The 13,641-nt window shown below is 45.0% G+C and carries 11 protein-coding genes and 1 pseudogene; 11 read left to right on the top strand and 1 reads right to left on the bottom strand.

What is annotated here, in order from left to right; all coding sequences use genetic code 11:
* Positions 1–12: 12 nt before the first annotated feature.
* The 11 genes and pseudogenes from DWW23_RS02110 to DWW23_RS27005 all read left to right on the top strand — a co-directional run.
* Positions 13–1,167, top strand: coding sequence for a fimbrillin family protein (locus DWW23_RS02110; RefSeq protein WP_122351620.1), 1,155 nt, complete (start codon positions 13–15; stop codon positions 1,165–1,167).
* A 13-nt stretch (positions 1,168–1,180) separates the two neighbouring features.
* Positions 1,181–4,018, top strand: coding sequence for a BACON domain-containing protein (locus DWW23_RS02105; protein ID WP_122351619.1), 2,838 nt, complete (start codon positions 1,181–1,183; stop codon positions 4,016–4,018).
* A gap of 402 nt (positions 4,019–4,420) precedes the next feature.
* On the top strand, positions 4,421–5,632 hold the full coding sequence (locus DWW23_RS02100; RefSeq protein ID WP_122351618.1) for a fimbrillin family protein: 1,212 nt from the start codon (positions 4,421–4,423) through the stop codon (positions 5,630–5,632).
* Complete coding sequence (locus DWW23_RS02095) at positions 5,629–6,747, top strand: fimbrillin family protein (RefSeq protein WP_122351617.1); 1,119 nt, start codon at positions 5,629–5,631, stop codon at positions 6,745–6,747. Before DWW23_RS02100 ends, DWW23_RS02095 begins: the two co-directional genes overlap by 4 nt.
* 22 nt (positions 6,748–6,769) lie before the next feature.
* On the top strand, positions 6,770–7,927 hold the full coding sequence (locus DWW23_RS02090; protein WP_122351616.1) for a fimbrillin family protein: 1,158 nt from the start codon (positions 6,770–6,772) through the stop codon (positions 7,925–7,927).
* A gap of 19 nt (positions 7,928–7,946) precedes the next feature.
* The gene (locus tag DWW23_RS02085) at positions 7,947–10,664 is read left to right on the top strand and encodes a BACON domain-containing protein (protein ID WP_122351615.1); all 2,718 of its coding nucleotides are present in this window, start codon (positions 7,947–7,949) and stop codon (positions 10,662–10,664) included.
* 166 nt (positions 10,665–10,830) lie between these two features.
* Positions 10,831–11,112 carry an HU family DNA-binding protein gene (locus DWW23_RS02080; protein WP_122351614.1) on the top strand — a complete coding sequence of 94 codons (282 nt, stop codon included), beginning with the start codon at positions 10,831–10,833 and terminating at the stop codon, positions 11,110–11,112.
* Between the two features lie 116 nt (positions 11,113–11,228).
* Positions 11,229–11,651 carry a hypothetical protein gene (locus DWW23_RS02075; RefSeq protein WP_147382580.1) on the top strand — a complete coding sequence of 141 codons (423 nt, stop codon included), beginning with the start codon at positions 11,229–11,231 and terminating at the stop codon, positions 11,649–11,651.
* A 216-nt stretch (positions 11,652–11,867) separates the two neighbouring features.
* Complete coding sequence (locus DWW23_RS02070; RefSeq protein ID WP_122351612.1) at positions 11,868–12,305, top strand: HU family DNA-binding protein; 438 nt, start codon at positions 11,868–11,870, stop codon at positions 12,303–12,305.
* Between the two features lie 26 nt (positions 12,306–12,331).
* On the top strand, positions 12,332–12,535 hold the full coding sequence (locus DWW23_RS02065; RefSeq protein ID WP_122351611.1) for a hypothetical protein: 204 nt from the start codon (positions 12,332–12,334) through the stop codon (positions 12,533–12,535).
* A pseudogene (locus DWW23_RS27005) lies at positions 12,528–12,950 on the top strand (D-Ala-D-Ala carboxypeptidase family metallohydrolase); the annotation flags it as partial. The gene DWW23_RS02065 and the pseudogene DWW23_RS27005, both read left to right, overlap by 8 nt.
* A 387-nt stretch (positions 12,951–13,337) precedes the next feature.
* Here the strand turns inward: DWW23_RS27005 and DWW23_RS02055 are convergent.
* Positions 13,338–13,544, bottom strand: coding sequence for an AAA family ATPase (locus DWW23_RS02055; protein WP_122351609.1), 207 nt, complete (start codon positions 13,542–13,544; stop codon positions 13,338–13,340).
* Positions 13,545–13,641: the final 97 nt, after the last annotated feature.

Raw genomic sequence — 13,641 nt, 5'->3', positions numbered from 1 at the left:
ATAGGGAATCATATGAAACGGAATAGCATACAAGTATATCTGGGGTTGTTGGGATGCGCTGTGCTGGCAGGATGCACGGCAGGACCGGTGGAAGGTGTCGTACCGGAAAACGCCCGAATGGTCGCTTTGAGTTTCGGCAAGCCGAACCTGGGCATGCCGGTGGTCCTGACGCGTACGGAAGAAGCCGGAGCTTCGTCTCCCGAGCTGCTGCCGGAGGGAGCGACCCTGCGTATCGGTGCCTATTTCAGGAATGACCTGGGGGAAGGACAGGCTGCGCAGGTATCCTTTTCTACGACTGCCCCGACCCTGGAAGCCACCTATCAGGTAGGAACGGACGGTTCCCTGTCGCCCTGCCCGGTGGACGATGACGGGAGACCGATTGCCGGTGAAGCGAAAGAGATGATCGTACGGGGAGGTGTATACGACTTTTTTGCTGTCTCTCCGGCAAGAAAATGGGTAAAAGACACAGACAATACTTATCGGATAAAGGGTATACCCCATAAAGAGGATGTGATGACTTCTTTTGTGCATGGGGTCACTGTTTCGAGTAATTCGCATAGCGTGACATTGGGCACTTTTAACCGGAAATGTGCGCTAGTGGTGTTCAATGTAGCTCCATCGAAAGAGAATGTTCTTCCTTTCGACCAGTTGTATGCCACCCGGTTGGTTATAAGCAAAATATCTTCCCCGGGGGCAGCCCTTGTCGTGGGCGAAGATACGGGAATTTTGCCGACAGGCGGTGATACGGATGCGCAGGTCCTGTTTGAAACAGAAGAGTTTGAACAGGTAGAGCCGGACACGGATGGTGCGAAGCTCAATAAAACAAAGGGAGTGCTTCTGCCTAAAAGTGAAGCGCCTTTCGATGTGGAGATCGACGTACAGCGGGATGATAAAACGGCGACCCTGAAAGCGACAACCGAAATGAATATTTCTTTCGACGGAGGCAAACGGTACGTTTTCACCCTGGAGGTAAAGAACAACGAGAGCCGGTTGTTGATGAGAGTATTGGACTGGTCTCCGGTTTTATATACCGATGAACACGTGGGAGCTCCGGATCGGCCTTATCCCGATCCGGATATCAACGAAGGGGTGGGAACGACCTTTACGGTGGTTCCATGGAAAGTAATTAACTGGAGTGGAAACGGGGATATAGGTAGTGGGAAATAAAACGCGTGAAGGGATGGAACGAGTAAATAAAATAGAATGGTTTGCCTGGTTGATTTTGCTTCTTGCCGGTAGTTGCACACTGGCAGATGTAGGCGAAGAGGATGCTGCACGGCAAACGCTGAAAGATGTGGATGCTGGCTTTCTCCTGCATGTAGAGGCTTGCCGGACGGCAATGACCCGTAGTCTCACGTGTACGGCTGAAGGAACGGTAGAATCGGATACGCTGGTTGCTGGTGAAACCGACCGGATGGATACCCGTGCCGCCAACCCGTTGGGGGATGGTTTGGAGAGCCGGATATCCGCCATTTGGGTGGGGCAGTACGATGCCTCGACCGGGGCTCTTCTGTTTTGTAAATATATAGATTCTTTCAACGGTGACCAGGTGAACGTGAAATTAAAGAAAAACCAGGACGAAATGGAAAGCAGGGTTTGGTTCGTTGCGAATGCCGGCAACCTGGGAAGGATTGAAAAAGAGGCGGATTTGAAGAAACATGTCTTGTCGTATGCTTCGACGGAGCACGGTTTGCCGACGAATAACTTGTGCGGAATGGCTGGCTCCTGGCAAGGGGTAGTAAAGGAAGATGGTGTAAAAGAAGTAGAGGTGGAGTTGACGCGCTTGTTGGCAAAAATTGAATTTACCTATTCGATGGGGGAAGACGGCTTTACATTTAAGCCTACTAGTGTGGCACTCTGCTCGGTTCCGCAGAAAATGCAGGTAGACGCACCGGAAAGTCAGCTGCAGGAGATGAGCTATACGACTTATACCGGTGAGGTCAATGAGCAGGGTACAACCATGTATTGGTATTTGCCGGAGAATATGGCGGGAACGGTAAGCGACGATAATACTGTCGATGCGGAAAAGAAGAAAACAGGCAAAGGAGTGAGTGACGCCACGTTTATTAAACTGACCGGAACGGCCGTGCAGGGTGGGGTGACTTACGAGAATGTTACATTCTGTTTTTATCCGGGTACGGATAAAAACAATTATGATATTGTACGTAATTCCTATTATAAGATGAATGTAAAGTTGGTTGGAATAGATATTTCGGACGAGCGCATCACGGTCGGTAATATACCGCCGATCGTAGTAACAGGGGGGAATATGCCTGCAGAGAAAGGCGGTCAGACAGAGGTACAGATCACTGCCCGTCCGGGTCAGGAATGGTCGATCGAACTGGAGGAGTGGCTGTCGGCGATAGTAGAAGGAAAAGTTGTTGGAACGGGTGTAGGAGTAGATTACCAGGGACCGGCAAATGTCGTCTTTGAGGCATTGTCTTCCAACCCGAAGGCGGAGGACAGGAGCGTCTCGTTTTCGGTAGATGTGAATGGAGAACCCCAGAAGATCACTCTTACACAAGCCGGTTCGGTTTTGACGACTGGAGGAGATTTTTCTTTAGGAGCTGCCGCCGGTTCAGAAGCTGCTTCTTCTTTTACAGCTACGAAGGGGCTGTCGTGGCTGGTTGCCGTAAGCGGGGATAGCTGGTGGAAATGGTCGGATGATAACCCGGGAGTGTCCGGTGAAGAAACTACAGGAGAGCAACAGGCGTTGAACGTAAAAGCTGTCTCCAGTAATCCACGGGCAGAGGAACGTACCGGCACGGTCACAGTGAAAGTCGGTGCTTCGGTAGGTGACCTTAATTATCCCAATTTGACAAAAGAGATAGCGGTCAGGCAGGCTGCTTCTACAGTTAAGGGTTCCGTTGTAGAGGTTGAACCGGTAGCCGCCAGCGGGCAGTCTTCTTCGTTTACAGCTACATCCGGTTTGTCGTGGGCGGCAAAAATAACGAATGACGATTGGATTACCCTGACAGGTGTGACCTCGGGAGATCAGACAACGGGTTCTGCTCAAACGATCTCCTTTGATGTAACGGTGAACCCAAATGCCTCCCAACGAAGCGGTACGATCACCGTCCGGGCAGGTGACGAGGATGGTGGTCCGACAGGTGCGATTACTGTAAATCAAAAGGCTTCATCGCTGACAGCTTCCGGTGATAAACCCACATTGGCTGCAACCGCTGATGACAGTGGAACACTCACGTATCAGGCAACTAAAGGATTGCCTTTGTCCATTGTTGTTCCTGATTGGTTAACCTTGGAGGCAGCAGCCTCCGAAAACACGAGCGGTGAAAAAGAGACATTAGGATATAAAACAAGTAGTTTAAATTTAAATAGTGCAGATAAAACAGGTAACATATCGGTAACAGCAGGAGGAATGACAACAAATGTTGCGATCAGGCAACTAGCTTCTGCTTTTAGTGTTACCGGTCCGACTACACAAATCGCAAATACAGGTGGTAGTGTTACCGGTTCTGTTACAGCTACTACAGGTTTACCATGGAAAATAAATTCTGCTACTGATAATGGTATAACGGTAAACCCTAGTAGCGGTACCGGCAATGGGACATTAACGTTTACGGCTTCTGCCAATACAGGGGGTGAACGTTCCGGTACGTTCCTTGTGGTACTAAGTCCGGTACGTACAATAACGGTTATTGCTACGCAAACAGCGAATGAGACAGGCGTTTATATAGGAAACTTTCAGATATGTAAAACAGATGACAGTGGAGGAAGTATGAATTGGACTAGTGCTGACTCATATTGTAATTGTTTGGAGGCAGAAGGAAAAAATGATTGGCGTTTGCCATCAAAAGATGAATTGTTGATAATAGCCAACAACAGAAATTCATTAAATTCTGTTGACGGTTTTACTGAGTTAAGTACTCAATGGCACTGGACTGGAACAAGTAGTAATGGTGGATATCATTGGCTTGTGCTCCTAGGTAACGGAGAAGTTTATAACATTCAAGACAGTAAAACTATCTACTATGTTCGCTGTGTAAGAGATAAATAGGTGTGCCCAGCCAATTCAATAAATGATAATGGTCTGTAATTCGAGGTTTGGAGGGTAATAGAATATCCACTACCAAACTACGCTTCGGTACTTCATTCCAACGGGTGAGGTGTTGAACGGAAGAGAGAAAAGGCAGCGGTGAGAGAACCGTGTCAGGTGAATATATAAGAACTGATAGAAGCGATCTTTGACATATTGAGGGTTTGAAGAAAAATAGTAAGGTAAGCTGTAAATGATTTTGCTTATCTCGCAGGCGACCGGTTTGACTGCTGAAGAAATAGCGAAGCTGTAATACATTTTGTAAGAATATTTTTCTTTAAACCCTCAATGTCTCGGACGATAGAGATATTGAGGGCTTTTTTATGCCCTCATGCGAAGAATGATATTTTAAAACAAAATAGTATGAAACAATTATTTTCATTAGCAGCATTGGCTGCTTTGCTGTCGGCAACAGGTTGCACGCAGCAGGAAATTTTAACAGGAGATGACGGGGAGAACGAACCGGCAGTGTTAGGTATATCAACCGGAGTACTGTCCGCTGAAACAAAATCGGTGGTAGGTGGGGATGCGATTACGTATACCAAGACTAATTATTCTACGGATGCGTTAGGGATAGGTGTCGTGATACTGAATTCAGAAGGATCCGCAGCCTATTCAGGAGGAGGAATTTCTGCCGACCATGTCTGGTTTATTGGGGACGAGAAAGGAGAGACATGGAAGTCTATTTCCGACAAGGGAGAGAGTTTTGCTGCTGCTACTGCTGCCCCTTATACGTTGAGTGATGCGGTCGGTACGGTCTATGCTTATTATCCGAAAACAAGTACGGTTACGGGAACGACTTCTTCTGCGCTGACCATTCCTGCTCCGCTGCAGAAGACCGGAACGATCACATTATCGGATGATTTAACGAATGCCGACTTGCGTTTTGACGGGGGGGCATGGACTCAGAATGCGTCGGCGAATAAGAAGAAAATAATCTGTGCTCCGGTCGAGACTGATTATCTATATGCCGATAACAGTAATCGTAAGGTTAGCAACGGTCGGACGCAAAGTAGCCCCGGTCGCTCCATCGACCTGACGATGGCACATGCATTGACAATGGTTTCTTTCCGGCTTTACAATGACGGTACTTTACCGGGAGACGGAAAACTAACACAGATCAAACTCAAAAATGCAGATAGTAAGACCTTGATCAAAACAACTGACGGGGCGACAATGAAACTGGCGGATGGAACGATAGCGGGGCTGTCGACTAACACATCGGATAATCTGACGCGAACAGTCAGTGGTTATACAATACCGAAAGAAGTCAAGTCGGGAAATCTAACTTTAACAACTTATATTGTAAGTGGAACGGTCACCGGTCCGAAAGTAGCTCGGAAAATAAGTCTTCTGACTTATCCGCTTACAAATATACCGGAAAATGAGATCGAAGTAGTTTTTACGATCGACGGTCAGGATTATACGATATCCTTACCGGTGACGGATGTCTGGGCATGGCAGGCAGGGACGAACTATGTATATACGGTCTGTGCTTCACAGCGTAAGCTGGAAGTGACGAGCGTGAGCGTTGCCGAATGGAATGAGGAACTGGGAGGAAATATCGAATTATGATGTGTGGAATAAAATATTTGTTACCATCTCTTTTTCTTACTGCCTGTACCGTAGCGGAAACAGGTTTGTCGGAAAAGGAACCTGATGAAGAGGAAACAAGTGCTTTGTCTGTCAGTTTTTTATCCCTTACCGAAGGAACAAAAGCTGTGTATGAAAAGACGGGGGCTGACGGTGCAGACAATATCCTTAAAACGATCGGGGTATTGGTGACGAAAGGAAGTGATACCAGGGAATATTATTCTTCCCTGGTCGAAAAACAAATATTTACCTGTAGTAGTAATAGTGATGGTGGAGGCACACTAACATGGACTGCGGATAAAACATTGAATCTGGGAGATACCGACGGTACGGTTTATGCTTGGGCGCCTTCCGATGTAGAAGGTAAACTGGATGGAAGTAGTCAGAAAATACCTGTTTTGAGTGCACCGGTTATTTTGTCTGAACAGTCTTTTGGCTATGGCAATGAATGGGAAACGAATCAGATTGATTATCTCTATGGGACGGCTGAAAATAAAACAGCTCCTGTCGTGAATCATTTGAGCCCGTCTGTTGCTTTATCTATGCAGCATGCCCTGGCTAAAATCAGTTTCCGTGTGATGAAAGCGGAGGGACAAGAAGTTACAACAGAGGATTATGTGAAGAAGCTGGAACTGACGAGTAATGGTACTGCATTTGTAGTAGCTTCGAATCCCTCAAGTGCCGTTATGCGTTTGACGGATGGCGCATTAACCGGAACATCGACTACTACTGCATTGACGCTGACGGCAAAAACAGAGAATCAAGGACAGGTTGCCGCATGGTCTGAACCAGTGACAGAAGTAGCAGAAGCTGCAGAGTCAGGTTCTACGGTAGTCCCCTCACCTCAGGCATACGGTTTGGTAGCGCCGTGTACAGGACAGATGGGAGTAAAGATCACATTGGGTCCCAAAGGTGAGCTTAATACGGATAAAGACCATACCTATCAGACGAAAGAGAACACTGTCGCTGCTACCTGGGAGCAGGGTAAACATTATGTCTATACCATGACTGTTACCGACAAAGGCATCGAGTTCAGTCAGGTACAGGTGGTAGGTTGGGATGAGACACCAGAGCCTGTTGTTGTCCCGGTAGAGTAGTATAAATAAAGGATAATTTTTGATGATAGAACGGCTTTCTGTAAATCTCTTTTTACTGTTTACATTTTGTCTCTTATCGGGGACAGGGTGTACTGGCAGTTTCGTGGAAGAAGGGGTGGAAAAAAACGATCTTATCACATTATCATTCGCGTCTCCTGCGTTGGAGCTTTTGCCGATAACCCGTAGTACAGAAGCGGTTTCTTTGCCTGTAGGGAGTACGATACGTATTGCAGCCTATCACCTGGGTGAATTGGGGGAGGTGACTGCCTCTGCAGACTTTTCCGTTACGGCCCCGACGGTAGAAGCGACTTTTGTTGTAGGCGTTGAAGGTGATCTGGTGCCTTGTCAGGTGGATGAGAGTGGGAAACAAATTGCCGGAAAAGGAGAAGAGATGAGAATACCGGCAGGTAGATATGATTTTTACGCGGTCTCTCCGGCACGTCCTTTGACACAGGTTGATGGGAAGTGGCAAGTCACCGATATTCCGCATCAGGAGGATGTAATGACCTCTTTTGTACGTGGCGTTGAAGTCTCGCAGGTTGCCCGGGTCGTTACCCTCCGGGCGTTTCGTCGTAAATGTGCGCAGGTCGTTTTTGAGGTCGCACCTACCAAAGGGAATATTGTACCGATCTCTTCCCTTTGCGGGACACGTCTTGAACTGTCTGCTATCTCATCGGCGGGAGCCAGTTTATCGGTAGGGGAAAGCGAGATCATCTCGCCGTCCGGTGGCGACCGGACGGATGCAGGTAAGCTGTCGACAACGGATTTTGTTACTTTACCAGATTCTGAGAATCCGGATCAGCCAAACCCGTTGGGACTGAACCGGACGACAACGATTCTGTTGCCAAAGAACAGTGAGGCGTTCGGTGTGGCGGTGACGGTGGCCCGCAACGGTATTGCCGTAAAATTGGAAGCAATGATTTCAAAAAATATTGTTTTTGAAGAGGGAAAACAATATGTGTTTACATTGGAAGTGGAAAACGATCGGAGTCTGCTTCGTTTGAGTGTCTATGATTGGTCTCCTTTCGGATGGACGGATCATAATATAGGAGGGGCTCCGTCCGGTCGTCCGACTGAACCGGAAGTTACCCCCGGAACCCCTTTCGGTTTGGTAGTAGCCGATTGGGAGAACATACCCTGGACGGGAGGTGGGACGATCGGTGGGAAAAAGATCGATTAGTATTGTAACAAACAGGAAAATGGAAAGAAAAAGGATCAGAAAAAAAGAAGTGACGTTGAACGTATTCTTCTTGTTGAGCCTGTTTTGTGGTTGCACGCAAAGCGAGGTGATGACAGGTGCTAAAGAGGGAAAGACGGAGGAGGTTTCTTCGTGTTTTCATCTGAATGTGCTGGCTACAACAATAACAAATACCCGAAGTGTCGCTTTTACTTCCTGTGGAACAGAGAAACCTAATAGCCTTCCGGAGGTTGTGGGCGATACTGTTACCCGCTCGACGAGCGATCCAGGGGATACCTCGGATAAGACGATACTGAACCTGTGGGTGGGACAGTATAGGGAGAATGGCGATTTGGTTACAGATGAATATTTTTCATCTTTGGCATCCCAGGAGAATGTGAATCTTCCTTTGAAAAGAATAACAGGAACATCGCATGTATGGGCTGTGGCCAATGCGGGAAGTCTGACGGGGAAGGTAGCGACTGAATCTGAATTAAAAGCATATTCAGTAGAGAGTGCTTTTACGGATGACGGATTGCCGAACAATAACCTTTGTGTAATGACCGGTATGTGGTCGGGTGAAATCACAGAGAATATCAGTGCGGATATTCAGCTGAAACGTTCTCTTGCCAAAATTAAATTCACCTATTCGGTAGATGGAGAGAATTTTTCTTTTATCGTTTCTTCACTAGAATTGTGTAATGTCCCGGTACAGATGAAATATATCGGAGATGAAAATCCAACGCAACTGACCGGAGAAGATAATTTTAAAACGTATACTGCTACCTCACCCGGTAATAGCGGTACGCAATATTGGTATCTACCGGAGAATCCGGCTGGTACAGGAGACAATACGGGTGATAAGGCGGTCAATAAAACCGGCGAGGGAGTAACGCTTGCGACCTGTATCCGTTTGACGGGGGAGGCTGTGCAGGACGGGGTTCGATATGAAAATGTTGTTTTTACGCTTTATCCCGGTAATGGGAATAATGATTATACTATAGTGAGGAACGGTCTTTATACTATAAATGTAACCTTGACGGGCATAGATTTTTCTGATAAGCGGGTAACGGTAGGGATAGTGCCCGAAATGCAGGATCCGGAGAATCTGGGACCGGAAAAAGGGGCTACCGGTATTTTTCAGGTGACCACCCGTCCGGGAGTTCCCTGGTATTTTACTATCCCCGGCTGGTTATCTGCAACTGTAGGAGAGACAACGTATGAGTCGGGGAACCGACTGGATTTTATAGGTCCTTATAAGGTGGAGTTTAAGACTGTGACAGCCAATCCTAGTGCCAAAGTGCGTGAAACAGCGTTTACGGTGGGAGAAAAAGAAATTACGGTAAGACAGAATCCGTCTACTTTAACAACCGGAATACCTATATCATTGGATGCTGGCGGAGGTTCTGAAGGAAACTGTTCGTTTACAGCTACCCGGGGGATACCCTGGTCTGCTACTTTAACTTCTGAATGGGGAGAATGGCTTGGGTGGAACGGGGACGTTCCACAAACAGGAACGGAGGCTTCAGGTTCTGAGGAATTCTTAAAGGTTAAGGCTTTATCCAGTAATCCTTCCGCTGCAACCCGTACCGGGGAAATCCAGGTAAAGGCAGGTGATGCGATCGGTACTCTCTATCCGGATCTGACTAAAAGCATATCTGTGACCCAGATTGGAGCAACAATTTCTGTCTCTGACCGAACTCCCAATCTAGGACCGGAAGCTGCCGAAATACTGTCAGACAGTTTTGTAGCAACCCACGACTTACCGTGGGTTGCTACAGTAATTAGTGGAACTGATTGGTTGTCTTTATTGACTCCGGAAAGTGGGATTACCAGTAAAAGCTCTCAAGAAATTAATTACAAGACTACTTTAAATTTAAATGCTTCAAAACGGAAAGGGACGATCGCGGTACATGTCGGAAATGAAACTGGTGATTCTCATCCGGGACCATCAGAGGATATAACGGTAGTACAGGAAGGATCGGTGTTTGAGGTAATTTCCCCTAATGATATTCCTAGAGATGGAGGAGTTACTTCTATTATAGTATCAGCAACAACAGGCTTACCTTGGAGTTTGAGTCCAATAGTAGAAGCGGATGGTATTACTTCGCCAGAGAATAAAACTTACACAGGAAATCAGACTTTGTCTTTTAGTGCTACAAAAAATGAAAGAGATACTCGTACTGCTGAATATGCATTGAGTGTAATAGGTGCTGTACCTACACGGGAGTTGTCTGTAACAATCAATCAGATTGCAGGTTTGACTGCTTTTGATCTTGAAATTAATCAAAGTTTACTTAGTTTCTATAATGAATTTATGGGTGAAAAACTGCCGGATTATCCTCCGTTTGATTATGATGGTGAAGCGGATTTTAATAATAGGAAAACATTAGTTGAAGGAGGTGGTTCTTATGTTATACAAGTACAAAGAACGCAATTAGGAGGTCCTGATAGGAGATATGCGGCAGTGACTGAATATTGTTCCTCTTTGGAAGAAGATGGTTATAGTGATTGGCGGCTTCCGACGATGCTAGAATTAAAAATAATGTATGATAATCGATCAAAGATTGAAGAAGGGAATAATGCTGAAAAGTTTATTGATAAACATTATTGGAGCACTTCTATTTACCATAGTGATAGTAATTTGCGTGGTAGATTTGTTTTCGCCGATGGAACTCTAAGTTATGGAACTATCCAAGCAAGTACAGACAGGGTTCGTTGTGTCCGTGATAAAAACTAATCTCCAAATTCTTTCATATTATGAACATAAACAGTTCTTAACCTGACGGTGTTTGTAGGCACCATTTAAATAAAGCGTTCTTTGACATGTGATATAATATCCATTAGGAATATATTATGCCACTCTTTTATTGCCTTACATATTATTCTTTATAATCATAACAATCATGAACAAATCAGATTTAACACGGGAGATCGCTGAAAAGATGTCGATCTCTCAAAAGGATTCTTTGCGCTTTATAAACATCTTCAAAGATGTTATGGCAAACGAACTATTGAAAGATAGTTCTATTGTTCTGCAAGGTTTCGGTACTTTTTCTTCCTGGAAACAGACCGAACGTATTGGACGTAATCCTCATACCGGTATTTCTGTCCTGATAAAATCTCGTACCAGTGTCAAATTCAGGCCCGGTAAAGATTTATTGAGATTTTTGAATGATGGGAAATAGATGGTAGTATGACCTTGGTATGTGCTTTCAGGCAGGGGGAAACCATTCCCCTGTCTGAAAGCATTATGTATACAAAACTAAAAGAACTCTTTGGGAGAAAAACACCCTCTGTAAAAATGTTTAAGTTATTATTGGAAAACTTACCAGAGCCGGAACAGGAACTTTATAAAAAGGCTGCTGTCGATACGGCCTTTTGTGACTGGGAAAATACACCTCCCCGTTACCAGTTATTTCTGACCGATTTGTTTCAACACCAGTGGCAAAAATCACTGGATTATCTGCTACATAAAACGGTAATCGGTTCGCTTGGCTATGAACTGCAACAACCGGAACTGCTCCGAAAAGTATTCTCTTTACTGGAGGGAAAGCGGGAGGATGGTTTTATGCCTTCTTATCTGCATTTGTCTTTTGTACTTCTCCTTGTTTTTCACGATAATAAATCGGTTGAATATTTGGGAGATCTGCTCCGTAAAGAATTTACTTCGGATGATTTTAGTGACCTGCTTGACCTATGGAAAGCTGATAATGAACCTAAATAGTCGCCTTCTGATTAATAGAACTTAAAATAACCGGCTTTTACCCCTTCTGGAATATACAATGATTGTTGCCGTTTTTCTATTTAAAACGACGACAGGCTGCTTGGTGGTCTTATGTGTGTTGCATATTTCAGCATATTTCAGTTTTTAACTAGTTTATCTTTGTGGTATCGATGTCGATAAAGATCTTGAATATTAATCTATTAAATTGTTGTTGTCATGAGTGTAAAGTATAAACTGGTGGTTAAAAAGAATTTGGGAAATGATAAGAAAGATATCCCTGAAAAGAAGTATGCACAAATTGTTTCGGGTGATTTTGTGGGATTTGATGAATTTGTGGAGGAGGTAGGCGATAGCTCCGGGGTAGGTAGCGCTGTGGTGAAAGCGGTATTGGACCGTATGAATGTCATATTAGTGCGTCATCTGCAACATGGACGACGTGTCACTGTCGGGGAATTGGGTACTTTCCGTTTTACCATCGGGTCTTCCGGGGTAACGGACGAAAAATCTTTTGATACGAATCTGATCCGTGAACCTAAGGTTCGCTTTTTTCCGGGGAAAGCGCTCCGTACCATTAAAAGCCAAGTAAGTTTTGAGAAGTTGTCTGAAAAGAAGGATGAAGAGAATGGCGGTGGCGACCGACCGGAAATAGAATAGTTGATAGTTAAAAAGCTCAGAGGTGTATGAAACGGATAACGGTTCAGTTAATTATTGCAATCCTGCTCACAGTGAGCGGGATTGTTCTTCTCTTCAGCGGCTTTTGGGTAGCCCCTGGCGGGTTGATAGACAGTAGTGTGCTGGTGGCTTTTGGCGAGATCAGCACATTTGCCGGAGCTCTTTTCGGAGTGGATTATACATATAGATTTAAAATCAACAATCATGAGTAACACGAGACATAAAACCATGCTGAGCGAACATTTCAGCAAGGAAGAATTGACTTACAGTAGGATCGCGGTAGAAAACGGTTTGGATAACGAACCTCCGTCTGCTGCTTGCCTAGCCCTGGCTTATCTCGCCATTCACTTACTGGAGCCGTTAAGGCGGTTGAATAATGGTCCGATTGCCATTCTGAGCGGGTATCGCAGTGAAGCTGTAAATCGTCTGGCCGGTGGTGTTGCCACCAGTCAGCACCGAAACGGGGAGGCTGTCGATTGTTATATACCGGAAGGACCGGGCCGGTTACTGGAGATACTGAAAAAGTCGGGGTTGCTTTTCGATCAGGCGATTGTTTACAGAAAACGTAAATTCTTACATATCTCCTTAAAAGAAAGAGGTCATAACCGGCAACAGGTGTTATTCTATATGTTGTTATGTTTACTTTTTATGTTACCCTCCTGCCGGATACAGCAGGAAAGTATAAAAAAGGGACAGACTGTCCAAACAGATTCACTGAAACTTTCTCTTAAAGATTCTTCTTTTTTGAACCGTAAAATATACACGATAGATTCCATAAACTGGAATATAACCCGGGTGGTCTTCTCACCACCCGATAGTACCGGCCGACAATATCCGGCAGAGATAGCTTTATTGCATGGAAACAAACATCACAGCATAACTGATACGGGTAGTAAAACCGCTAATTCGTCAGTAGAATTGACCCGCCATCAAACCGCAGTTTCTTCTTTTTTATCTGAAAATCAATACAAACGGTCATCGTCTATGAGTATTTGGATAGTAGTTTTTGTCCTGTTAGGAATTCTTATCTGCAATTGCTAATCCCCCTCTTAGGGAGATGTATTCCTGCAAATTCCTGTTATATAGTCGGTTTAGAAATTCAAAGAAAGAAATGAAATTGCTTTTTCCGCTACCATTTGATCCAATGAGTATATTAATGTCTTTAAAATCAACTTTTTGTTCTTTTATTGACTTATATCCTTTAATTTCTATATAATCCATTATATGTATAATTAATGTTCAAATGATATCCTGTTCCTTTGTCCTGTAAGCACAGCCTGATATTACAGTAGTAATTGATGCAGCTGTGATATTTGCA

This window comes from Parabacteroides sp. AF14-59 (assembly GCF_003479515.1).
Classification (GTDB): domain Bacteria; phylum Bacteroidota; class Bacteroidia; order Bacteroidales; family Tannerellaceae; genus Parabacteroides; species Parabacteroides faecis.
The sequence above is the reverse complement of the archived record's forward strand: the minus strand, read 5'-3'. Positions and strand labels throughout refer to the sequence as shown.